General features: G+C 65.5%; 22 protein-coding genes. 11 read left to right on the top strand and 11 right to left on the bottom strand.

The window, feature by feature from the left end; genetic code table 11:
• Entirely contained in the window at window positions 1–555 is a 555-nt protein-coding gene (locus AB870_RS02665; protein ID WP_047906830.1) for a KdsC family phosphatase, read from the bottom strand.
• A gap of 11 nt (window positions 556–566) precedes the next feature.
• Entirely contained in the window at window positions 567–1,547 is a 981-nt protein-coding gene (locus AB870_RS02670) for a KpsF/GutQ family sugar-phosphate isomerase (protein WP_047906831.1), read from the bottom strand.
• A gap of 200 nt (window positions 1,548–1,747) precedes the next feature.
• Between AB870_RS02670 and AB870_RS02675 the strand changes: the two genes are divergently transcribed.
• The 7 genes from AB870_RS02675 (at window position 1,748) to phnE (ending at window position 9,376) form a co-directional block, all read left to right on the top strand.
• Entirely contained in the window at window positions 1,748–3,730 is a 1,983-nt protein-coding gene (locus AB870_RS02675) for a monovalent cation:proton antiporter family protein (protein ID WP_047906832.1), read from the top strand.
• Between the two features lie 48 nt (window positions 3,731–3,778).
• The gene (locus tag AB870_RS02680; protein WP_157112210.1) at window positions 3,779–4,330 is read left to right on the top strand and encodes an adenine phosphoribosyltransferase; all 552 of its coding nucleotides are present in this window, start codon (window positions 3,779–3,781) and stop codon (window positions 4,328–4,330) included.
• 85 nt (window positions 4,331–4,415) lie between these two features.
• Window positions 4,416–5,030 (top strand): LysE family translocator, encoded by a 615-nt coding sequence (locus AB870_RS02685; RefSeq protein ID WP_047906833.1) that lies wholly within the window; start codon window positions 4,416–4,418, stop codon window positions 5,028–5,030.
• A 113-nt stretch (window positions 5,031–5,143) separates the two neighbouring features.
• Entirely contained in the window at window positions 5,144–5,899 is a 756-nt protein-coding gene (locus AB870_RS02690) for a DeoR/GlpR family DNA-binding transcription regulator (protein WP_047906834.1), read from the top strand.
• 564 nt (window positions 5,900–6,463) lie between these two features.
• The gene (phnC, locus tag AB870_RS02695) at window positions 6,464–7,339 is read left to right on the top strand and encodes a phosphonate ABC transporter ATP-binding protein (RefSeq protein WP_047906835.1); all 876 of its coding nucleotides are present in this window, start codon (window positions 6,464–6,466) and stop codon (window positions 7,337–7,339) included.
• A gap of 69 nt (window positions 7,340–7,408) precedes the next feature.
• The gene (gene phnD, locus AB870_RS02700; RefSeq protein ID WP_047906836.1) at window positions 7,409–8,377 is read left to right on the top strand and encodes a phosphonate ABC transporter substrate-binding protein; all 969 of its coding nucleotides are present in this window, start codon (window positions 7,409–7,411) and stop codon (window positions 8,375–8,377) included.
• 192 nt (window positions 8,378–8,569) lie between these two features.
• Window positions 8,570–9,376 (top strand): phosphonate ABC transporter, permease protein PhnE, encoded by an 807-nt coding sequence (gene phnE / locus AB870_RS02705; protein WP_047908718.1) that lies wholly within the window; start codon window positions 8,570–8,572, stop codon window positions 9,374–9,376.
• 65 nt (window positions 9,377–9,441) lie between these two features.
• Here phnE and AB870_RS02710 read toward each other — a convergent pair whose 3' ends face one another.
• From AB870_RS02710 to phnG, 7 genes are all read right to left on the bottom strand, one after another.
• Complete coding sequence (locus AB870_RS02710; RefSeq protein ID WP_047906837.1) at window positions 9,442–10,587, bottom strand: alpha-D-ribose 1-methylphosphonate 5-triphosphate diphosphatase; 1,146 nt, start codon at window positions 10,585–10,587, stop codon at window positions 9,442–9,444.
• 16 nt (window positions 10,588–10,603) lie between these two features.
• On the bottom strand, window positions 10,604–11,317 hold the full coding sequence (gene phnL / locus AB870_RS02715; protein ID WP_047908719.1) for a phosphonate C-P lyase system protein PhnL: 714 nt from the start codon (window positions 11,315–11,317) through the stop codon (window positions 10,604–10,606).
• 104 nt (window positions 11,318–11,421) lie between these two features.
• Window positions 11,422–12,195, bottom strand: coding sequence for a phosphonate C-P lyase system protein PhnK (gene phnK / locus AB870_RS02720; protein WP_047908720.1), 774 nt, complete (start codon window positions 12,193–12,195; stop codon window positions 11,422–11,424).
• Between the two features lie 35 nt (window positions 12,196–12,230).
• Window positions 12,231–13,229 (bottom strand): alpha-D-ribose 1-methylphosphonate 5-phosphate C-P-lyase PhnJ, encoded by a 999-nt coding sequence (locus AB870_RS02725; protein WP_084663254.1) that lies wholly within the window; start codon window positions 13,227–13,229, stop codon window positions 12,231–12,233.
• The gene (locus AB870_RS02730; protein ID WP_047906838.1) at window positions 13,226–14,509 is read right to left on the bottom strand and encodes a carbon-phosphorus lyase complex subunit; all 1,284 of its coding nucleotides are present in this window, start codon (window positions 14,507–14,509) and stop codon (window positions 13,226–13,228) included. The genes AB870_RS02725 and AB870_RS02730 overlap by 4 nt, the downstream gene beginning before the upstream one ends.
• On the bottom strand, window positions 14,509–15,144 hold the full coding sequence (gene phnH, locus AB870_RS02735) for a phosphonate C-P lyase system protein PhnH (RefSeq protein ID WP_047906839.1): 636 nt from the start codon (window positions 15,142–15,144) through the stop codon (window positions 14,509–14,511). Before phnH ends, AB870_RS02730 begins: the two co-directional genes overlap by 1 nt.
• A gap of 1 nt (window position 15,145) precedes the next feature.
• Entirely contained in the window at window positions 15,146–15,637 is a 492-nt protein-coding gene (phnG, locus tag AB870_RS02740; protein WP_047906840.1) for a phosphonate C-P lyase system protein PhnG, read from the bottom strand.
• 92 nt (window positions 15,638–15,729) lie between these two features.
• Here phnG and phnF point away from each other — a divergent pair, with 92 nt between their 5' ends.
• The 3 genes from phnF to phnN are packed head-to-tail and all read left to right on the top strand — an operon-like array spanning window position 15,730 to window position 17,818.
• Window positions 15,730–16,491, top strand: coding sequence for a phosphonate metabolism transcriptional regulator PhnF (gene phnF, locus AB870_RS02745; RefSeq protein ID WP_047906841.1), 762 nt, complete (start codon window positions 15,730–15,732; stop codon window positions 16,489–16,491).
• A complete protein-coding gene (locus AB870_RS02750; RefSeq protein WP_047906842.1) occupies window positions 16,488–17,249 on the top strand; it encodes a DUF1045 domain-containing protein in 762 nt (253 codons plus the stop codon). The genes phnF and AB870_RS02750 overlap by 4 nt, the downstream gene beginning before the upstream one ends.
• Entirely contained in the window at window positions 17,246–17,818 is a 573-nt protein-coding gene (gene phnN, locus AB870_RS02755; RefSeq protein WP_047906843.1) for a phosphonate metabolism protein/1,5-bisphosphokinase (PRPP-forming) PhnN, read from the top strand. The genes AB870_RS02750 and phnN overlap by 4 nt, the downstream gene beginning before the upstream one ends.
• 50 nt (window positions 17,819–17,868) lie before the next feature.
• Here the strand turns inward: phnN and AB870_RS02760 are convergent, their stop codons facing one another.
• Both AB870_RS02760 and AB870_RS02765 read right to left on the bottom strand, forming a co-directional pair.
• Complete coding sequence (locus tag AB870_RS02760; RefSeq protein ID WP_047906844.1) at window positions 17,869–18,480, bottom strand: TetR/AcrR family transcriptional regulator; 612 nt, start codon at window positions 18,478–18,480, stop codon at window positions 17,869–17,871.
• Window positions 18,481–18,504: 24 nt separating this feature from the next.
• Window positions 18,505–19,044 carry a dihydrofolate reductase family protein gene (locus tag AB870_RS02765; protein WP_047908722.1) on the bottom strand — a complete coding sequence of 180 codons (540 nt, stop codon included), beginning with the start codon at window positions 19,042–19,044 and terminating at the stop codon, window positions 18,505–18,507.
• 264 nt (window positions 19,045–19,308) lie between these two features.
• On the opposite strand from AB870_RS02765, the gene AB870_RS02770 reads away from it, so the two are divergent.
• The gene (locus AB870_RS02770) at window positions 19,309–21,798 is read left to right on the top strand and encodes a GcvT family protein (protein WP_047906845.1); all 2,490 of its coding nucleotides are present in this window, start codon (window positions 19,309–19,311) and stop codon (window positions 21,796–21,798) included.
• Window positions 21,799–21,814: the final 16 nt, after the last annotated feature.

The raw sequence follows: 21,814 nt of genomic DNA on the forward strand, positions 1-21,814 counted from the left end.
TCAGGCGAGCGCTTCGGCGAGCAGGGCGTCGTAACGACCCTGTGCGCGCAGCACGAAGTCGCACATCTCGCGCACAGCCCCTTCGCCGCCGCGCGTGCTCGCAATCCAGTGGCAACGCGCCTTGACTTCGGCGTGTGCGTTGGCCGGGCACGCCGCGAACCCCACGCGCGTGAGCACCGGCAGATCGGGCCAGTCGTCGCCGATATGGCCGCAGACGTCGGCCGTCGCGGACACCTTGGCGCACAGGTCTTCGAACGCGGCACGCTTGTCCTGTACGCCCTGATAGACGTGCGCCACGCGCAGGTCGGCGGCGCGTCTGGCGACGATGTCGGACTGACGTCCGGTAATGATCGCGGTGACGATGCCCGCTTCGGCGAGCAGCTTCAGGCCATGGCCGTCGAGCGAATCGAAGGTCTTGATGACTTCGCCTGCCGGGCCGTAGCGCAGACCGCCGTCGGTCAGCACGCCGTCGACATCGAACACCATCACACGCAGGCGCGCTGCGCGCGCAGTGGCGGCGGCAGCGTCGAAGAGGGTATTGCCGGGATGACTCATGGACAGGAAACTCACACGACCTTGGCGGCGAACAGGTCGTGGACGTTCAGCGCACCGACGAGGCGGTCGTTCTCGGTCACGAGCAGTTGCGTGATGCCGAAGCGCTCCATCAGTTCGGCGGCCTCGGCGGCAAGGTGGTCGGGGCCGATCGTGCGCGGGCCGGCCTTCATGACGTCGGCGAGCTTGAGCGAAGTGAAATCGAGCGTTCGCTTGAACAAACGGCGCAGATCGCCGTCGGTAAAGATACCCACGACGCGGTCGTCGGCGTCCACGATGGCGGTCATGCCGAGTCCCTTGGCGGTCATCTCGATGAGGGCTTCGGAGAGGCTGGCATTGCTGTTCACGCGCGGAATCGCGTCGCCCGTGCGCATCACGTCGCGAACGAAGGTCAGCAGACGTCGGCCGAGTGCGCCGCCCGGGTGCGAGCGGGCGAAGTCTTCGGCACCGAAGCCGCGGGCGTCGAGCAGGGTCACGGCGAGCGCATCGCCGAGTGCGAGCGCGGCCGTGGTGCTGGCCGTCGGAGCAAGACCCAGCGGGCAGGCTTCCTTTTCGACGTGCGCGTCGAGGTGCACGTCGGACAGGCGGCCCAGACTGGACGCGGCATTGCCGGTCATGGCGATGAGTTTGGCGCCGATGCGCTTGATCATCGGCAGGATACTCACCAGTTCGCCGGTTTCGCCGGAGTTCGACAGGGCGACGACGACGTCGTCGGCGGTGATCATGCCCAGATCGCCGTGGCTGGCTTCCGCCGGGTGGACGAAGAAGGCGGGCGTGCCGGTGCTGGCGAACGTGGCGGCAAGCTTGCGGCCGATGTGGCCGGACTTGCCCATCCCGGTGACGACGACTCGTCCCTTGCAGGCGAGCAGAAGCGAGACCGCTTCGAAGAAGCTGTCGTCGAGGTGCGCGGACACGCGTTCGATGGCGTCGGCTTCAATGCGCAACACCTCCCGGGCGACCTCTAGTGCCCGGCCTGGATTGATTTTCGCTATCATGCGCGGAGTATATCAAAACGGACGTGGCATCGAAGGACAGCCGCGCCACGCCTGGCCTTGCGCCTTTCGGGACATCGCCTGAAGCGTTCCGGTTTCCGTTCCCCGGCCCGCCGCCCGGACGTAATCTGGCACGGCCCTTGCATGACACTCGCAAGACAACGCACTTCGCCGACTCTGTATCAGGAAACCGACCTTAGCCGATGGCATCGCCGCTCGAACTCACTCTCGTTCTGTTGTTTGCCGCCTGTGTCGGGGTGGTGCTGTTTCGCATGCTTCATCTGCCGCCGATGCTCGGCTATCTCAGTGTGGGCATCGTCATCGGGCCGCACGCGCTGGGGCTGGCGTCGGATTCGCAGCGCGTGCAGTACCTCGCGGAGTTCGGCGTTGTCTTTCTGATGTTTTCCATCGGCATCGAATTTTCCCTGCCGAAGCTCAAAAGCATGCGCCGGGTGGTGCTCGGACTCGGCGTTTCCCAGGTATTGGGGACATTGCTCGTTGCGGTCGGGCTCGGTGCGCTCGTCAACCTGTTCTGGTCTTTTTCCTGGCAGGCATCGGTCGCGCTGGGCGGCGCACTGGCCATGTCCTCGACGGCCATCGTCACCAAGATGCTCGCCGAGCGGCTCGAACTCGAGACGGAGCATGGCCGCAACATCATGGGTGTGCTGCTGTTCCAGGATCTGGCGGTGGTGCCGTTGCTGATCGTGATCTCCGCGCTCGGGGGCAACTCGAAGGCGCTGGTGCTCGCGCTCTCGCTCGCCGCCCTCAAGATCACGGGCGCGCTCGCACTGCTGTTATGGCTCGGTCAGAAGCTGGTCGGGCGCTGGTTCCACATTGTGGCGGCGCGCCGCTCGCAAGAGCTCTTCATGCTCAACCTGCTCCTGCTCACGCTGGGCCTGGCCTACCTGACCGAGCATCTCGGGCTGTCGATGGCGCTGGGCGCGTTCATTGCGGGCATGCTGATCGCCGAGACGCCCTTCCGCCATCAGGTGGAAGACGACATCAAGCCGTTTCGCGACGTGCTGCTCGGCCTGTTCTTCATCACGACCGGCATGCTGCTCAATCCGGGCATCGTGCTCAAGCAGCCGCTTCTCGTGCTGCTGTTCTTCGTTGGGCCGCTCATCGTCAAATTCACGCTGATCGCCGGGCTGGCGCGCCTGTTCGGCAGCCCGCCGGGCACGGCCATCCGCACCGGGCTGGGGCTGGCGCAGGCCGGCGAATTCGGTTTCGTGCTGCTCAATCTCGTGATCGACCGCAATCTGCTCGACCCGTCGCTCTCCCAGGCGGTGCTCGCCGGCATGCTGCTCTCGATGCTGTGCGCGCCGTTTCTCATCATCAACGCCGATCGCATCGCACTGCGCTTCGTCGCCAACGAATGGATGATGCAGTCGTTGCAGATGACGAAGATCGCCACGCAGAGCATCAAGACATCGGGGCACGTCATTATTTGCGGCTACGGCCGATGCGGTCAGAACCTGGCGCGCATGCTCGAACAGGAGGGCATCGGCTACGTGGCGCTCGACCTCGACCCCGACCGCGTGATGGAAGCGGCAAGCTCGGGCGAAACGGTGGTGTTCGGCGACGCCGCCCGGCGCGAGGCGCTCATCGCGGCCGGGATTCACCGCGCCGCAGGGATCGTGGTGACGTACGACAGCACGCCGGCGGCGCTCAAGGTGCTCGCGCAGGTGCAGGCGCTGGAGCCGACGTTGCCCGTCGTCGTTCGGACCGTGGACGACACGCATATCGACGACCTTATCGCCGCGGGCGCGACCGAAGTCGTGCCGGAGATCGTGGAGGGCAGCCTGATGCTGGCGTCGCACGCGCTGGTGCTCATGGGCGTGCCGATGCGGCGCGTGTTGCGTCGCGTGGCGCAGGCGCGTAACGAACGCTATAGCCTCTTGCGCGGCTACTTCCATGGGTTGGACGACGAGGACGAAGGCGGCGAGCGCGAGCAGGTCCGTCTGCAATCGGTGCCGCTCACGCTCAACGCCGACGCCATCGGACGCACACTGGGCGAACTGCGGCTCGACAAGCTCGGGGTGACCGTGACCGCGATCCGCCGGCATGGCATTCGGGGCGTGGAGCCGGTCGCGGAGACGCGTCTGATGGCCGAGGACATCGTCGTGCTGCGCGGGCTGCCCGACAAGCTCGTCGAGGCCGAGGTGCGGCTGCTCGGACGCCACTAGCTGGCATAATGTGGCGTGTTCCCCATCAGCACCCCACGAAGGATCCCCGTGCAGATCGACGAGTCCCCTGCCGCCTATATCAAGAGCCAGATTCGCACCGTACCGGACTGGCCCGCCCCTGGCGTGCAGTTCCGCGACATCACCCCGTTGCTCAAGAACCCGCGTACCTTGCGGGTGCTCATCGATGTGTTCGTGCACCGCTATATGGCGCAGCGTCCCGATTACGTCGCGGGCCTCGACGCACGCGGCTTCATCCTCGGCTCGATCCTGGCGTACGAACTCAACATCGGCTTCATCCCCATTCGCAAGAAAGGCAAGCTGCCGTATCAGACGGTCACGGAGGAGTACGAACTGGAATATGGCAGTGCGACGGTCGAAATTCATGCCGACGCCTGCGGCCCGGGCGACCGTGTGTTGCTCATAGACGATCTGGTGGCCACGGGCGGCACGATGCTTGCCGGCAAAAAGCTGCTGGAGCGGCTCGGCGCGACGGTCATCGAAGGCGCGGCCATCGTCGACCTGCCGGAGCTTGGCGGTTCGCGCCTGATCCGCGACGCCGGTCTGGATCTATTCCTGCTGTGCTCGTTCGAAGGCCACTGAGTCCGGCCTCGCGCCGCGCCCATCCACCTCCCGGCCACTGCCGTTTTCCGGCGTCGGCGGCCGATTTTCCGAACCGGACACCCCGATGCCCAACCTCTGGCTCTTCTTGCTGACCTCGGTGGCGATCACGCTCGCGCCGGGGCCTGACAACATGCAGGTCATCGCGCGCGGCATCGCACAGGGGCGCCGGGCGGGGCTGGCCGCCGCGGCGGGTTTCACTTTCGGCTGTTTGTTCCATACGACGATTGCGGCAGTCGGTCTGGCCGCCGTGTTGCGTTCCTCGCCGTGGGCGTTCGAGGCGATCAAACTGGCGGGCGCCGCGTATCTCGTCTGGATCGGGGTCAGGGCGCTGCGCGCGCGGGGCGCGCTGGCAATGGCGAATGACGCCACGCCGCAACCGCTGTCCGCTGTGTTTCGGCAGAGTGTGTTCGCCAACATGCTCAACCCGAAGGTCACCCTGTTTTTCCTTGTGTTTCTCCCGCAGTTCGTGAGTGCCCACGCCGCTCACCCAGGCTGGCAGATGCTGCTTCTGGGCTGCGTGTTCATGGCGCAGACCATTGTCGTGTTCAGCGCGTATGGCTGGTTTGCCGGAGTGCTCGGGACGTGGCTCAAGCGCCGTCCCGGCGCGGGCCGCTGGCTTGATCGTGCGGCCGGCGCCATCTTCATCGGTCTGGGGTTGCGCGTCGCGCTTCAGGGATAAGCGCGCGTGAGTGCAGGGCGAAGGCGCGGGGGCGACGCCGTCGAGTCTTCGTTGCCGCATTTGCCCTCATGACTTCGCTCAGAAATTCGTGGTCCAACTGATATTGTCCGAACATGCTTGCCGAACAACGCCAACAATACGTGCTCGAACAACTTGCCAAGACCGGGGCGCTGGCGATCAGCGATCTGGTACGGGAGCTGGGTGTCTCGCGCGAGACCGTGCGACGCGACCTCAATACGCTTGCCGCTCGCGGGCTACTGCTCATGACGCACGGCGGGGCGCTGGCGGCCGATCGCAGCGAGCCCGACTGGACGCTGCGCGAGAATGTCAACGCCGTGGGCAAGCGCGCCATCGGCGTGCGCGCCGCGGAACTGGTGCCTGATGGCGCGTCGGTCATCATCGATTACGGCACGACCACGCGCGCGGTTGCGCAGGCCTTGCTCTCCAAGCATCGTTTGCGCATCTATACGAACGACTGGCAGATCGCGCGCCTGCTGGGGCGGCATCACGATAACCGGGTAACGCTGCTCGGTGGTGAGTTGCAGGACAACGAAGACGCCGTGCAAGGCTGGGACGCGATCAACCAGATTGCGCAATACCATGCGGATTTCGCTTTCATCGGGGTGGGCGGCGTGACGGAGGACGGCAGCATCACCGACTTCAACCGCGCGGCTGCCGAGTTGCGTGCGCGCATGCTGCTGTGCGCGAACGTCTCGGCCGTCGTCGCCGATCACACCAAGTTCGGTCGCGTGACACCCGTGCGTATCCGGCACTTCGAGGCTGCGCGCTATCTCATCAGCGACGCCGCGCCGCATAAGAGCATGCTCGCCCAACTGCGTGCGCGCGGCCCCGAACTGCTGATTGCCTGAGCTTTCTCCCGCCGCGTGCGGGCGGCCGCGCGACGGCGCCGCAATACCGGCGTCATGTCGTCAGGGGCCGCCACGGCACGCCACAGGTCGCCAAAACCTCCCCAATACTTCCCCAATACCTTCTGGCCGCAGCAGCGCCTCGTCTGTCAGGTCTCGTCGTCCGTACCTTTTGGCGAGCCTTGCGGCACAGTCTTTTCGACGCAGCTTCGCCTGCCCGCGGCTTCCCCACGCATTGCCGAAAAGATGTAGACAAAGTCGTCCCGAGGTGACCTGTGCGTCGTCGCGCAATTTCGTCGCCGCCGACCGTCACGTGCTCGCAACAAAGCGGAGCGTGTCATTCAGATTGCATCCAAATCGTTGACTTGATGAGGATTTTTGCCGCTCGGGAAAAAGCTCGTCGATTGTCACCGTGTTGTCATCCAGCCTTTCTAGACTGCGTTCACTTTTGGCACAAATTGCCACAAAACAGCTAGTCGAGCGATGCGGGCGGCGCCGGTCCCCATGGATGGGGCGTGCATCGCCGCGCATCGGAGCCGGCCGGCGATCTGGACTGACAGGTGAACCGTGGACGAAGCGATTCGAATCGAGCGACTGACCAAGACTTTCGGAAGCGGGCGCCGTGCGCTCGACGAAGTGGGGCTCAAAGTCATGCCGGGCGAAATGGTGGCCCTCATCGGGGCGTCGGGCTCGGGCAAATCGACGCTGATGCGTCATATCGCCGGCTTTGTCGCGGCCGACCAGCAGCCGGGCAGCATCGAGATTCTCGGCCGTCCGATTCAGCGCGATGGGCGCATCGTGCGCGAAGTGCGCCAGATCCGTCGCGATATCGGGTTCGTCTTCCAGCAATTCAACCTCGTCGGGCGTTTGCCGGTCATCACCAACGTGTTGACGGGGCTGCTCGCTCGTGTGCCGCTGTGGCGCAGCCTCATGTTTCGCTTCACGTCGGCGGAGCGTCAGGCTGCACTGGGCGCGCTGGCCGAAGTCGGTATCGCCGATCTGGCGTTTCAGCGCGCGAGCACGCTCTCGGGCGGTCAGCAGCAGCGTGCGGCACTGGCGCGCACGCTCGTGCAGGGGGCCAAGATCATTCTCGCGGACGAGCCGATTGCCTCGCTCGATCCCGAGTCCGCACGCAAGGTAATGGACATGCTCGCGCGCATGAATCGCGATCACAAGCTCACGGTCGTCGTCTCGTTGCATCAGGTGGACGTCGCCATGCGCTATTGCGTTCGCACGGTGGCGTTGCATCAGGGCCGTGTGGTGTACGACGGCCCGTCCTCGGCGCTCACGCCGGACTTGCTGCGCCGTTTGTATGGCGTGCAGGCGAGTGAGTTGCTGAACGAATCGTCCGACGCGCCGGAAGGGGCGACGGGGGACGCCAACGCGAAGCCGGCCGGGGCCGAAGCGCCGTTCCTCACCTCGATGTCCCTCAGCCTCACGTGATTCGCGCATCCCTTTTCCAAAACCTCATCCAAGCCTGCCAAGGCTTTATCTGACCAGGAGCACGCTCTCATGAAACTGTGGAAATCCCTGCTGGCCGGCGCGGCCATGATCGCCTCGGTCGCGGCGGCACACGCGCAGGAAATCAATTTCGGCATCATCTCGACGGACTCCAGCGCGGCACTGCGTCAGCGCTGGCAGCCCCTGATCGACGACATGGAGAAGCAGACCGGACTGAAGGTCACGCCGTTCTTCGCCACCGACTACGCCGGCGTGATCGAAGGCATGCGCTTTAACAAGGTCCAGTTGGCATGGATGGGCAATAAGGGCGCGATGGAAGCGGTCGATCGCTCGCAGGGCGAAGTCTTCGCGAAGATCATCTACGCCGATGGCACCGAAGGTTACTACTCGTTGCTGATCTCGAACGCATCGAGCCCATACAAGACGCTCGACGACGTGATCAAAAACGGCAAGAAGATCAACTTCGGTCTGGGCGATCCGACCTCGACGTCGGGCACGCTGGTGCCGGGCTACTACGTGTTCGCGAAGCACAACATCGATCCGCGCACGTACTTCAAGACGGCCCGCAGTTCGAACCATGGCGCCAATCTGATGGCGGTCATCAACAATCAGGTGGATGTCGCGACCAACAACACCGAAGAACTGAACAAGCTCGAAGCGACGCAGCCCGAGAAGGCCAAGCTCGTGCACGTGATCTGGAAATCGCCGCTGATTCCGTCGGATCCGCTGCTGTGGCGCAAGGACCTGCCGGACGGCACGAAGAAGAAGATTCGCGACTTCTTCCTTGCCTATGGTAAGGACGCGCACGAGAAGGAAGTGCTCAAGAACATCTACAACTACGGCGGCTTCCGTGCGTCGTCGGATGCTCAGCTTCTCCCGATCCGTCAGCTCGAACTGTTCAAGCAGAAGGTGCAGCTCGAACAGGACGCCAACGTCGATGCCGCCAAGAAGAAGACGCAACTGGCCGAGCTCGACAGCAAGCTCGCAGCGCTCGACAAGGAACTGAGCAAGACCAAGTAAGCGCCGGTATGCGCCGGCGGACGTGACGCAACGTCCCCGGCGCAATGCGCGGCAATCGTTGACGACATAGATTCCAGCGATGGCGGGTCCGGGACTTCGGGCCGCCATCTCCTCAGCGGTCCGATTTTCCACCGGCTTCCCGGGCATCGTTCACGGGCATCGGCCGAGCCGGTATGACTCGTGGTACTCGACATGAACACCAGCGCATCCATTACAGCCAACGACCGACTGCCGGGCGAGCCGCCCAAACGTTCGTGGCTTTCCCTGTTCGGTTGGGGCATCTTCTTTCTGGTCCTGGTGTGGTCGTGGGGCGGTGCCGACATGCGTCCGCTCGATCTGATTCGCGACTCCGGCAACATGAGCCAGTTCGCGCACGACTTCTTTCCTCCTGACTTTCGCGAATGGCGGGTGTACGTCCACGAAATGATCGTGACGATCCACATCGCCGTGTGGGGCACGGTGCTTGCGGTGCTGTGCTCGATTCCGATGGGGCTGCTGTCCGCGTCGAACATGGTGCCGGCATGGGTGTATCAGCCGGTGCGTCGCGTGATGGACGCCTGCCGCGCGATCAACGAAATGGTCTTCGCGATGCTCTTCATCGTCGCGGTGGGGCTTGGCCCGTTCGCTGGTGTTCTTGCGCTGTGGGTGCATACGACGGGCACGCTCTCGAAGCTGTTCGCCGAGGCGGTCGAAGCGATCGATCCGCGTCCGGTCGAAGGCGTGCGCGCCACGGGGGCGCGCGCCATCGACGAAATTCTGTACGGCGTGCTGCCGCAGGTCATGCCGCTGTGGATTTCGTACACGCTGTACCGTTTCGAGTCGAACGTGCGTTCGGCGTCGGTGGTCGGCATGGTCGGCGCCGGCGGGATCGGCGTGGTGCTCTACGAAGTGATTCGCAGCTTCCAGTACGCGCAGACGTGCGCCGTCATGGTCATCATGGTGATTGTGGTGACGTGCATCGACGTCTTCTCCGCACGCGTGCGCAAGATGGTGATCTGACGATTCGGATGTAACGAACGAAAAAAGGCCGGACGCGGCCTTTCTTCGTTCCACGAGGCCGCGCATCAGGCGATGCGCTGTCCCGTCATATACGTTTCGCGCGGAATGGGCGGCATGCCGGGGCGTACGGCAACGCGCACCATATCGGCACGCAGGCCCGGCCGGATGCCGCCGCGATCGGTCAGACCCACCGACTGCGCCGGATTCCACGACACCGTGCGCATGGCCTTCGACAGCGTCCAGCCGTGCGCCGCGTGATCGTTGTGCAACTGGAACGCCGCTTGCAACAGGCTCGCCGGCACGTAATCCGACGACAGAATGTCCAGCACATCCTCTCGCGCGAGTTCCGCTGCCGCCACATTACCCGAGTGCGAGCCGCCGCGCACCACGTTCGGCGCACCCATGATGACGCCGATCGACTTGTCGTGCGCCGCGCGCGCGGCAACGAGCGTCGTCGGAAATTCGGACAGTGCGACGCCGTCACGCCCGGCTTCTTCCACATGTTCGAGCGATGTGTCGTCGTGACTCGCGAGCGGCAGACCACGCTCGCGGCTCATCGCGACGATGGTGCGACGATGCGCAATGGCGTACTTCTCCTGCTGTGCTTTCAGGTCCGCGAGCATGGCGTCCCACTGCGCGTCCGGCACCTTGCCGTTGCGCTCATGGTATTGACGGTGCAGCACCGGGTCGTGCCACTGACGTTGTCCCGGCGTGTGATCCATCACCGATACGAGACGCAGCAGCGGGTGATCGCACATGTCGGCAAACGTATCGGCGGCGTCCTGCGTCGCGATTTCACAGCGCAGATGCAGGAAGTGGTCCGCACGGAAAAGACCGGCCGCAATGGTGTCGAGCAGCGCCTGCCCGCACTCGACCTGCACTTTGCGGCTGCGCAGGCCGGACGCGTCACGCTCGCCAATCACCAGCGAGTCGAACACGGTCGTGATGCCGGCGGCGGCGATCTGCGCGTCGTGGATCGCGAAAGCGGCGTGCGTATTCCAGTACACGCCCGGACGCGGCGCGAGGTGCTTCTCCAGATTGTCGGTATGCAGCTCCACCAGGCCCGGCACCAGATAGTCGCCCTCCCAGTCGATGGCCTCGGCCGCTTGCGTCGTGCCTTCCTCCACGGCGTAAATGAGGCCTTCGCGCACTTCGACCACGCCGTGGAAGGTCGTGTCGGGCGTGACGATGCGAGCGTTCTTGATAAGCATGGACAGACTCCGGGGATCAATGAGCGGGACGAAGCACGGGGCGCATCGCGAGCGTGCGCGTCGCCACTTCGTCGCGGGTGGCCTCGTCGTGGAAGATGCCGACGATGGCGCTGCCCGCGGCACGGGCTTCGGCAATCAGTTGCGCGACCACGGCGCGGTTGTGCGCGTCGAGCGACGCCGTCGGCTCGTCGAGCAGCAGCACGGGGGCGGTGGCGATCAGCCCGCGTGCGATGTTGATGCGCTGTTGCTCGCCACCGGAGAACGTCGCCGGTGCGAGCGTCCAGAGACGTTCGGGAATGTTCAGCCGTGCCAGCAGGTCGCGCGCGCGCCTGGCAGCCTCGGCGTCGCCATGCCCCAACCGGCGCAGCGGCTCCGCCACGATGTCCAGCGTGCTCACGCGCGGGATCACGCGCAGGAACTGGCTGACGTAGCCGAGTGTGGTGCGGCGCACGGCGAGCACTTCGCGCGCGCTCGCGGCGCTCAGGTCGACCCAGCGCCCGCCGCGTCCGGTCCGGGTGGCGTCGTGGCGAATCTCGATGCGTCCCTCACCCACGAGGTAGTTGCCGTAGAGGCAGCGCAGCAGCGTACTCTTGCCCGAGCCCGAGGGGCCGACGAGCGCAACGCACTCGCCGCGCCGTACCGTCAGATCGACACCTTCGAGTGCCGGAATGGCCACGCCGCCCTGCGCGTGCAGACGGAAAGTCTTGTGCAGGCCCTGAGCGCGCAGCATGACGTCGTCCTCGCGTGTGCCGAGGGTGAGCGCCGCGTCACAGGGCGAGGTGAACGTGGTGGACGTGGCGGAATTCGCGAACGAAGGGAGAAGAGTTCCGGAGTTCATACGGGCAGCACCGAGGAAACCAGCAATTGCGTGTAAGGATGTTGCGGATCGTCGAGTACCTGATCGGTGAGCCCGGTCTCGACCACGCGCCCCGCCTGCATCACGATCAGACGATGGGCGATGAGACGCGCCACCCCGATATCGTGCGTGACGATGATGGCGGCCAGATGAAGGCGCTCCACCAGCGAGCGCAGCAGATCGAGCAGGCGTGCCTGCACCGACACGTCGAGACCGGCGGTCGGCTCGTCCATGAACACCAGCCGCGGTTCCGTCACCAGATTTCGCGCAATTTGCAGACGCTGCTGCATGCCGCCGGAGAACGCGCCGGGCATCTCGTCCACCCGCGCGGGGTCGAGTTCGACCTGTGCCATCCAGTGACGCGCCTTCTCGCGAATGTCTCCGAAGTGACGCGCCCCGACCGCCATCAGCCGGTCCCCGATATTGCCTCCGGCGGATACGTTCATGCGCAGTCCGTCGCGCGGGTTCTGTTCGACGAATCCCCACTCGGTGCGCAGCAGGCGGCGCCTGTGCGCTTCGTCGAGTGCGCTCAGGTCGTGCAGCGTGCCGTCGATGCCGCGATAGTGGAGGGAGCCGGCATCGATCTCGTGACGCAGGGCCAGCGCGTTGAGCAACGTCGACTTGCCCGACCCGGATTCGCCCACGACACACACCACTTCGCCGGGCCAGAGATCGAACGTCACGTCGGCACAGCCGACCCGCTCGCCGTAATGCTTGCCAAGGCCCGTGACGCGCAGCAGCGGTGCGTCCATGGTTGCGGTACCTGGCGCTTTATCCGTCGCGGCGTTCATGTGCGCTCCCCGGGTGCCCGAGCGGGCGCTGCAGTCGTTACATGAGTCGTTGCATGCGCCGGTACGCGAGCAGGCGTACGCACCGGTGCGTGCGCCACGCCGGTCATGCCGGCCGAGGCGCGCTCGCCGCAGTAGTCGCTGTCCGAGCACACATACATGCGCGTGCCTTCGTCGTCGGTGATGACTTCGTCGAGAAAGCTCTCGGTCGCGCCGCACAGCGCGCAATGGGCGTCCCACTTCTGGATCTCGAACGGATGATCGTCGAAGTCGAGGCTCTGCACCGGCGTGTACGGCGGTATGGCATAGAGACGTCGTTCGCGTCCCGCGCCGAAGAGTTGCAGCGCCGGGTTCATATGCATCTTGGGATTGTCGAATTTCGGAATCGGTGAGGGCGACATCAGATAACGCCCGTTCACGATGACGGGGTAGTCGTAGGTCGTGGCGATGGCGCCGTGACGCACGATGTCTTCGTACAGACGCACGCGCATGAGGCCGTACTCACCGAGCGCGTGCAGCTTGCGCGACTCCGCGATGCGCGGCTCCAGGCGATACATCGGCTCGGGCATCGGCACCTGGTAGACTAGGATCTGGCCGTCGGTGAGCGCCGCTTCGGGTATGCGGTGACGTGTCTGGATAACGCTCGCCTGCGTCGTCTTCGTGGTGGTGGCGACCCCGGCCGTGCGCGCGAAGAAACGGCGAATGTTCACGGCGTTGGTCGTGTCGTCCGCGCCCTGGTCGATGACCTTGAGCCTGTCGCCGGCACCGATCACGGCGGCGGTGACCTGAATGCCGCCTGTGCCCCAGCCATAGGGCAGCGGCATTTCGCGGCTGCCGAACGGCACCTGATAGCCGGGAATCGCGACCGCCTTGAGCAGGCTGCGTCGAATCATGCGCTTGGTGTGCTCGTCGAGAAAGGCGAAGTTGTAGCCGTCTGCCGTCGTCGCGCCGGGCGCTGCGGGGTGGGGCGTGTCCTGCCATGTGGCGGCGTCGTTCATGCGGCCTCCTGAGTGGTCCGGACAGCAGGCGCGACGGCATCGCCTTCGGGCTGCATTCCGTATTTCGCGGCGTGCTCCGCGCGCAGACGGCGCACCAGTTCCAGCTCGGACTGGAAGTCGACGTAGTGCGGCAGCTTCAGGTGCTGCACGAAGCCCGAGGCTTCCACGTTGTCGCTGTGGTACAGCACGAATTCCTGTTGCTGGGCAGGCGAGTTGGCTTCGTCGCCCAGTTCCTTCGTGCGCAGCGCACGGTCGACCAGCGACATGGCCATCGCCTTGCGTTCGTTGTGACCGAAGGCCAGTCCGTAGCCCTGTGTGAACTGCGGCGGCGTCTGCCGATTGCCACCGAACTGCGTGACCATCTGGCATTCCGTCACGGCGATCTCGCCGATGTCGATGGCGAAGCCGAGTTCTTCGGGTTCGATTTCGATGCGCACCTGCCCGATGCGGATCTCGCCGGCAAAGGGGTGGTCGTTGCCGTAACCGCGTTGCGTCGAATAACCGAGCGCCAGCAGGAAACCCTCGTCGCCGCGGGCGAGGTTTTGCAGGCGGGCGGTGCGCGAAGCTGGTGTGAAGAGCGGCGAGTGCACGAGGTCGTGCGGTTCGGGATCGCTGCTGTCGGTGCACAGCGCTTCGAGCAGGCCGTCGCGCTTCATGATGTCGGTCACGCGCGTGGTAGCGGCAATGGGCGGAACGTCGGGAACGTCGGGAACGTCCGGGGCGCTGGCCTCGCTCGCGGACGGTGCCGCGTCTGCTGTCTGCTTCGCGGTGTCGGTCGCAACGTCCACCGCCGTCCGCGCCGCCGAGGCAGCTCCCGTTCCGCCGGCCGTACCGCGCATCTCGCCCGGGAGCGCCGTCCCCGGCATCTCACCCTCGGCCAGCAGGGCGAAGTCGAGCAGGCGTTGCGTGTAGTCGTACGTGGCGCCAAGCACCTGACCGCCCGGCACGTCCTTGAATGTCGCGGAGATGCGGCGCGACAGACGCATCTCCGCCGTATCGATGGGCCGGGTGGTGCCCAGCCGTGGCAGCGTCGTGCGATAGGCACGCAGCAGGAAGATCGCCTCGACGAGATCGCCCGCTGCCTGCTTGATCGCCAGCGCGGCAAGCGTTTCGTCGTACAACGCGCCTTCGCTCATCACGCGCGAGACGGCCAGACGCATCTGTTCCCGGATCTGGGTCACGGTCAGCGCAGGGATATCGGGATTGCCGCGTCGCGCCCTGGCGAGCAGATCCCACGATTGTTCGATGGCGCGCTCGCCACCTTTGACTGCGACGTACATCAGCAAACCTCCACGTGCGTGGTGCGCGGCAGCCCGAGCACCGAGTCGCCTGCGGCGATCAATAAATCGAGGCCGGCCGGAAAGCGCGGCGCGAGTGCGGCGCGCGCCTGCCAGAAGCCGGCGTCAAGCGCGCCGACCGTGACGTCCGCGTGCGTCTCGATGCCTGGGCCGCGCAGACGCAGACGCAGTCCGCCGTCACCCGCGTGGCCTTCGGCAAGGGTGGGCACATCGACGATCAACGTGGTGCTGTGTTCCGGCGACCCGGCAGTCCCGAACGCGAAGCGCTCGAGCGCCGGGCAGCGGGCGGGATCGGTGAGCAGTGCAAACTGCGCCGTCGCGAGTTCGGCTTCGCCACCGAGCAGCGGCGCACCGGTGTGAAAGCGCAGCGCGCTCGATACTTCGGTGAGCGGCGCTTGCAGCCATACTGGCGTGGTGGCGTCGGTCAGCGCGAGGAGCGTGGCGCGCGCGGCTACGCTCGCTTCGGCGCTGTGCGCGAGGCGTTTGCCGACGCTGCGCAGTTGGCCTGGGCGCGCGAGCGCATCGAGCACCGCGCGAAAGACGCCCTGGGCGTCGTGGACCGGATCGGCGAAACCGGGTTGCAACGCCGACCAGTCAGGCATCCGTGCCGTCGACATTTCAGGCCTCCCGGACCATGGTGAAGAACTCGACGCGGCTCGCGGCCGTGTCGGCGTCACGCTGCTCGGCGGCAGCCGTCAGGCGTTGCGAGATCGTGGCGAGCGCACCGGCGGCGAGCGCGCTGCGGTACAGCGGCATCTGCATGAGGGCATCCAGACGCGCCACGCGCACGGCGCGCTCGCTGTCGCGTCCGAGCACGTAGCCGGTGCCTATCACGCCGTCCTGCTGTCGCAGGGTGCAGCGCGTGACGGTCGTCTCGCCGAGGTTGAAACGCTCGCCGCTGCCGCCCACGCGGCCCTGCACCATCACGAGGCCGGTCTGCGGCGCGCGCAGCCAGACGAAGGGTGGCGCGTCGGGACAATGGGCGATGGCGTCGTCGAGTTCGTCGCGGGTGGCGCGCGCAAGCAACGCCAGCCACCTGGCACGCTCGGGCCGCGTCTGCCGGGCAGCGCCGTCCTCGTCACGCGTAGTGTCGGAAGATGTGATTCGCATGATTGTCTAGTCGTATAGACGTGTGTATGATCGCAATAATTTCGGCAAGCGGAATTCGCGACCTCATTACAACTTTCCGGGGTGTCAATTTGATGACAGCGCAACTCGAACGTGGCGCCGGCGTTGCGGTCTGGCGGCAAATTGCGCAGATTCTGGCGACGGAGATCGGTGAACGACGCTATGGCGAAGGCCTGCCGGACGATCGTCTGCCGAGCGAGACGGAGCTTGCGCAGCGTTTCGGCGTCAACCGCCACACCGTGCGCCGCGCGATTCTCGGACTTGCCGAGCAGGGCCTCGTGAACGTCGAGCATGGCCGCGGCACGTTCGTGCAGGCCGCAGCCATCGGCTACGTGATCGGGCGCCGTACCCGTTTCACCGAAAACCTCTCGCAGAACAATCTGAAGACGGCGCAGCGGATCGTCTCGGCCCATAAGGTCAAGGCGGAAGGCAGCGTCGCGCAGGCGCTCGGACTACGCGCGGGGGCATTCGTCTATCGCGTCGAACTGGCGCGTCGCAGTCTCGACGCCCAAGGCATCGAGTTGCCGCTGGCCTACAGCGAGAACTGGTTCTCCGCATCGCGCTTTCCCGACTTTCCCGACGTCTTCGAGCAGCACGAAACCATCAGTGCCGCGCTCGCCGTGTTCGGCGTGAAGGATTACACGCGTCGGGAAAGCCGCATTGGCGCACGCATGCCCGATGCCGACATTGCGCGTCATCTCGGGATCAATCGTCAGCAACCGGTGCTGAGTGTGGAGAGTACCGATGTGGACGAGGCGGGCAAGCCGATCAAGTACGGTATCGCCTATTTCCCGGCCGATCGCATGCAACTCGTGGTGCAGGGGGAAGCGCAATGACTGCCGGATCGGCGCAAGCGCGGTGGCGCGCGCTCGACCTTCGCAGCGCGCGCGTTGCCATCTACTACGCACCGCCCGCGGGCTCGTGCTGGTGGAATGAAGGTAGCCGCTGGCTCGGGCGCGACGCCGCCTCCGGCCGGGCGCTTCACGCGCCGAGCGTGCCGGGGCTTTCGCGTTCGCTGCACGATCTGACCGCCGAGCCGCGCCGCTACGGTCTGCACGCGACACTCAAGGCGCCGATGCGTCTCGCCCCGCACGCGCAGTTGAGTGATCTGTCGGAGATTGCGGCGACGTTGGCCGCGCGTCATGCGCCTTTCGATCTCGTCATGCACACGGACGTGATCGGCACCGAAAATGGCAAGCGCCCGGGTTTCGTCGCGTTGCGTCCCAAGGCGGGGCTGGCGGGTGAAAAGACCATCGACGCTTTTGCTGCCGAGTGCGTTGAAGCCTTCGAGGCCATGCGCGCGCCGTTGAACGAGGCGGAACTGGCGAAGCGAAATCCGCATCTGCTGACGTCGCGTCAGCGCGAGTTGCTCGACCGTTGGGGCTATCCGTACGTGTTCGACGAGTTCCGTTTTCACGTGACGCTGTCCGATCGCGTCGACGCCGCCGACGCGACCCTCATCGTCGACTGGTGGCAGCCTCGGGTGCAGGCGCTCGGCCCGATGCGCGTCGACGGGCTCGCCATCTTCGTGCAGCCCGCACCCGGCGAGGTCTTCCACTGCTTCGAGCGTTTTGCTTTCGGGAAAGCCGCATGAACCGCGCACGCCTGTATTACGTGATGGGGCCGTCGGGCGCGGGAAAGGACTCGCTGCTCGCTTACGCCCGAAGTCGGCTCGATGGTGCACGCGCCGACGCCGTGCCAGTGCTGTTTGCGCATCGCTACATCACGCGCGCGCCGTCGGAAGGGGAGAACCATATCGCGTTGTCGCACGCCGCGTTTGCGTTGCGGCATTCGCTCGGATGCTTCGCACTTGACTGGCACAGTCACGATTGCCGTTACGGAATCGGCATAGAGATCGACGCCTGGCTGGCCGCTGGCGCGAACGTCGTCGTGAACGGTTCGCGGGCGTTTCTCGGGCAAGCCGTGGCGCGCTACGGCGAGCGGTTGCATCTCGTGGAGATTCGCGTGGACCCCGTGGTGCGCGCGATGCGGCTGGCCAGTCGCGGACGCGAAACCGGCGAGGCGCTCGACAGACGTGTGGCGCACACCGTGTCGTGGATACCGCCCGAAGGGATCCCGCTCTCGGTGGTCGACAACAATGGCCCGCTCGAAGCGGCTGGCGACCGGCTCGTCGCCATACTGATGTCGCAGGCGCCGCACTGAGTCGCGAAGCGATCGCTTCTGCCGCCGGGGCGTGCGCGTAGCGCCGGCGATCAGGCGGTGCCCGGGAAGTTGCGGCCGGCGGGCGACCTCGGGGCCGCCAGTCCGTCCAGAAGACAGTCGAGCGCTTGCCGGTAGGCGCTATCGTCCGGTGCCGGCAACGCGCCGGCGTGGTCGTTGTGTGCAAACGGCAGGCCGCTGCCATGTGCATGATCGATGAGGATGTCCCGCCAAAGCTCGGGAGCCGTCGTCATGGCGCGCAACAAGCCGGTCAGACGGTCGGTGATCCGCCGCGTCACACCGGCAAACGCGCGGGGTGTCGCGAAAATGGCGAGGGTCAGTTGCGGATGGCGGCATACGGCGTCGTGATAGCGGATCAATATTTCCCGGATTTCCGCGCGGCACGTCAGGCCCGTCTCGATCCCCTCCAGCACGCTGGCATAGACCTCGTCCGAGACTGCACGCAACAGCCCGGCGTGATCGCCGATGTGGTGATACAGGCTCATGGGCGTGACGCCGAGCCGGGCGGCGAGCGCGCGCATGCTCAGTCCCCGTCCGCCCTCGCCCCCCTCGCTCTTTTCGTCGAGCAACGCGAGCGCCGTCGCGACGATCGCCTCTCGCGTGACGCCAGTGCCCTGCGCGGGTCTTCCACGCGGCCGTCTCATGCCATGGTCCTCATGCCACCGCCCTCATGCCGTCACCACGCGGTAAGTGGACTGCACCAACCCCGAAGGAAAGCAGCGGCTGGCGACGAGTTGCATGTCGATGTCCTTCGTCAACGCACCGAACAGTGGCTTTCCCGCGCCGATCAGCAGCGGCACCGTGGTGACGACGAGGTCGGCGATCAGTCCGTCGCGCAGAAACGACTGCACGGTTTGTCCCCCGTCGACATAGATCCGTTGGACGTTTTCCCGCGCGAGCGCGTCTAGCAGCGCACGAGGGGGCAGGTCGGAAAAGCGCACCTTGCCCTTGAGCGCTTCCGGCACAGGGGTGCCTGCCAGTTGCGTCGAGAGCACTGTCACGGGCAACTCGTATGTCCACGGTCCCATGGCGCGCACCTTCTCGTAAGTGCCGCGCCCCATCACGATCGCGTCCTTGTCGGCAATGAATGCGGCGTAACCGTGATCCTCGGCGGGATCGTCGCGTTGCAACAACCAGTCGATGTCGCCGTCGGGCCGGGCGATGTAGCCGTCCAGACTCGTGGCGATGAACACGTGGGCGGTCGTCATGATGTCCAATTTTATTTATACGTCGTATATTTTTTCGTAAACTCACGATGAAAGCAAGCCACAACAGGGCGGACGGAACCTTGGGAGCGGCGCAGGGCGAGATGAAGCGACATGGGTGTCACCCATGTGTCGTCGCTTCTCTGTTGCAATAAGTGTTGTTATGTTGCAAATTATTGCAATGGGCGTGAAGGTCGCGTAGTCTGGCGCCATCCCCCACGACAATTGCCCGGCGTTGGCCGGTGCGAGCCTTTTCGGAGCCAGTCCATGCCCTCAGCCATGCCCACCCATGCCCGCGTCGTCATCGTCGGCGGCGGTATCGTCGGTTGTTCCGTCGCGTATCACCTCGCCAAACTCGGCTGGTCGGACGTTGTCCTGCTGGAGCAGGGGCAACTGTCCTGCGGCACGACGTGGCACGCGGCCGGGCTCGTCGGACAATTGCGCTCGCAGGAAAGCATGACGAAGCTCATCCGCTATTCCACCAAGCTGTACAGCGAACTGGAAGCGGAGACGGGGCTGGGCACGGGGTGGAAGCAATGCGGCTCGCTGTCCGTGGCGCGCAGCCAGGAGCGCATGACACAACTCAAGCGCACGGCGGCCGTCGCGCGCGCTTACGGCGTGCAATGCGACGTGATTTCGCCGCGCGAGGCTGGCGAGTTGTGGCCAGTGATGCGCACCGACGATCTGGTCGGCGCGGTATGGCTGCCCGGCGACGGCAAGGCCAACCCCACGGATCTCACGCAGGCCCTGGCGCGAGGGGCGCGCAGCCGCGGCGTGCGCATCGCCGAGAACACGCGGATCACACAGATTCATACGGCGTCGCCCAACGGCATACCCACGGCGACGGGCGTGTCGTGGCGGAACAAGGCGGGCGAGAGCGGGCGCATCGACGCCGAGATCGTCGTGAACTGCGCGGGGCAGTGGGCCAAGGCCGTGGGGCGCATGTGCGGGGTTACCGTGCCGCTGCACTCGGCCGAGCACTATTACATCGTGACGGAACGTATCCCGGGTGTGCACACGGACCTGCCGGTCATGCGCGACCCGGACGGCTACATCTATTTCAAGGAAGAAGTCGGCGGTCTGGTGATGGGCGGCTTCGAGCCGAATGCGAAGCCGTGGGGCATGAACGGCATTCCGGAGAATTTCGAGTTTCAGTTGCTGCCCGACGACTGGGACCAGTTCGAAATCCTCATGGAGAACGCCCTCATCCGGGTGCCGGCACTGGAGACGGCGCAGATCCGGCAGTTCTACAACGGGCCGGAGTCGTTCACGCCGGATAACAACTTCATTCTCGGCGAAGCGCCCGAGTTGCGGAATTTCTACGTCGGCGCAGGCTTCAATTCGATGGGCATCGCGTCGGCGGGCGGCGCGGGCATGGCGCTCGCCGAGTGGATCGTCGCGGGCGAGCCGACGATGGATCTCTGGCCCGTGGACATCCGCCGCTTTGCCGGTTTCAACGGCAACGACACGTGGCTGCACGATCGTGTGAAGGAAACGCTCGGCCTGCATTACGCCATGCCGTGGCCGAACCGTGAACTGGATACCGCGCGGCCGTTCCGCCGCTCGCCGCTGTACGCAACGTTGCTCGACAAGGGGGCGTGCTTCGGCAGCAAGATGGGATGGGAGCGGCCGAATTTCTTCGCGCCGTCGCCCGCCGAGGCAAAGATCGAGTACAGCTTCGGGCAGCAGAACTGGCACGCGTGGAGTGCGGCGGAGCATCGCGCATGCCGCGAGGCGGTGGCGCTTTTCGACATGAGTTCGTTCTCGAAGCTGCTCATCAAGGGCCGTGACGCCGAACAGGTATTGCAGACCCTGTGCAGCAACGACGTTGCCGTCGCGCCGGGGCGCACCGTCTATACCGCCATGCTCAACGAACGCGGCGGCTACGAGTCGGACTTCACGCTCACGCGACTCGCTCCCGATCGATACCTCATGGTGACAGGCTCCGCGCAGGCGGTACGGGACATGGATTTTCTGGAGCGGCGCATCGCAAGCCTGCCCGGCGACCCACGCTGCACGGTGGTCGACGTGACCGGGCAATACGCCGTGCTCGCGCTCATGGGGCCGAACGCTCGTGCGCTGTTGCAGCAGGTCTCCAAGGCCGATTTCTCCAACGAGGCGTTCCCGTTTGGCTCAAGCCGGGAGATCGATCTCGGCTATGCGACGGTGCGCGCGACCCGTCTGACCTACGTGGGTGAACTTGGCTGGGAACTGTATGTGCCGGTCGAATTTGCGGTGGGCGTCTATGAGGCGCTGCATGCGGCAGGCGGGGCTTTCGGCCTGAAAGACGCGGGCTATTACGCGATCGATTCGTTGCGCATCGAGAAGGGCTATCGCGCATGGGGGCGGGAACTCACGCCGGACGTCAATCCGGTCGAAGCGGGGCTGACGTTCGCCTGCAAGCTCGCAAGCGATATCGCGTTCACCGGACGCACGGCCGTCGAACTCGCCAGATCGAAGGGGGCGAGGCGCCGGCTCGTGAGTGTGGCGCTGGACGGCGCGGGCGACCGGATGCTTTGGGGCGGCGAGGCTGTGCTGCGTGACGGACAGCCTGTCGGGTTCATCTCCTCGGCGGCGTTCGGTCATACCGTCGATGCGCCGGTGGGTCTCGCGTTCCTCACGAATCCGGACGGGCCGGTGACGCCCGAATACGTCGACGCGGGCCGCTATCAGGTCGACCTTGCAGGCGAACGACTCGACGCTCGCGTGCAGCTGCGCGCGTTGTACGACCCGAAAGGCGAGCGCGTGAAGGGGTAGGTCACAAAACCGCTGC

The sequence above is a fragment of the Pandoraea faecigallinarum genome (genome assembly GCF_001029105.3).
Lineage (GTDB): Bacteria > Pseudomonadota > Gammaproteobacteria > Burkholderiales > Burkholderiaceae > Pandoraea > Pandoraea faecigallinarum.

Bases quoted from the DNA above. Each gene is read 5' to 3' on its own strand.
- AB870_RS02665 (WP_047906830.1), bottom strand. From the start codon at position 555: ATGAGTCATCCCGGCAATACCCTCTTCGACGCTGCCGCCGCCACTGCG.
- AB870_RS02670 (WP_047906831.1), bottom strand. From the start codon at position 1,547: ATGATAGCGAAAATCAATCCAGGCCGGGCACTAGAGGTCGCCCGGGAG.
- AB870_RS02675 (WP_047906832.1), top strand. From the start codon at position 1,748: ATGGCATCGCCGCTCGAACTCACTCTCGTTCTGTTGTTTGCCGCCTGT.
- AB870_RS02685 (WP_047906833.1), top strand. From the start codon at position 4,416: ATGCCCAACCTCTGGCTCTTCTTGCTGACCTCGGTGGCGATCACGCTC.
- AB870_RS02690 (WP_047906834.1), top strand. From the start codon at position 5,144: ATGCTTGCCGAACAACGCCAACAATACGTGCTCGAACAACTTGCCAAG.
- phnD (WP_047906836.1), top strand. From the start codon at position 7,409: ATGAAACTGTGGAAATCCCTGCTGGCCGGCGCGGCCATGATCGCCTCG.
- phnE (WP_047908718.1), top strand. From the start codon at position 8,570: ATGAACACCAGCGCATCCATTACAGCCAACGACCGACTGCCGGGCGAG.
- AB870_RS02710 (WP_047906837.1), bottom strand. From the start codon at position 10,587: ATGCTTATCAAGAACGCTCGCATCGTCACGCCCGACACGACCTTCCAC.
- phnL (WP_047908719.1), bottom strand. From the start codon at position 11,317: ATGCTGCGCGCTCAGGGCCTGCACAAGACTTTCCGTCTGCACGCGCAG.
- phnK (WP_047908720.1), bottom strand. From the start codon at position 12,195: ATGGACGCACCGCTGCTGCGCGTCACGGGCCTTGGCAAGCATTACGGC.
- AB870_RS02725 (WP_084663254.1), bottom strand. From the start codon at position 13,229: ATGAACGACGCCGCCACATGGCAGGACACGCCCCACCCCGCAGCGCCC.
- AB870_RS02730 (WP_047906838.1), bottom strand. From the start codon at position 14,509: ATGTACGTCGCAGTCAAAGGTGGCGAGCGCGCCATCGAACAATCGTGG.
- phnH (WP_047906839.1), bottom strand. From the start codon at position 15,144: ATGTCGACGGCACGGATGCCTGACTGGTCGGCGTTGCAACCCGGTTTC.
- phnG (WP_047906840.1), bottom strand. From the start codon at position 15,637: ATGCGAATCACATCTTCCGACACTACGCGTGACGAGGACGGCGCTGCC.
- phnF (WP_047906841.1), top strand. From the start codon at position 15,730: ATGACAGCGCAACTCGAACGTGGCGCCGGCGTTGCGGTCTGGCGGCAA.
- AB870_RS02750 (WP_047906842.1), top strand. From the start codon at position 16,488: ATGACTGCCGGATCGGCGCAAGCGCGGTGGCGCGCGCTCGACCTTCGC.
- phnN (WP_047906843.1), top strand. From the start codon at position 17,246: ATGAACCGCGCACGCCTGTATTACGTGATGGGGCCGTCGGGCGCGGGA.
- AB870_RS02760 (WP_047906844.1), bottom strand. From the start codon at position 18,480: ATGAGACGGCCGCGTGGAAGACCCGCGCAGGGCACTGGCGTCACGCGA.
- AB870_RS02765 (WP_047908722.1), bottom strand. From the start codon at position 19,044: ATGACGACCGCCCACGTGTTCATCGCCACGAGTCTGGACGGCTACATC.
- AB870_RS02770 (WP_047906845.1), top strand. From the start codon at position 19,309: ATGCCCTCAGCCATGCCCACCCATGCCCGCGTCGTCATCGTCGGCGGC.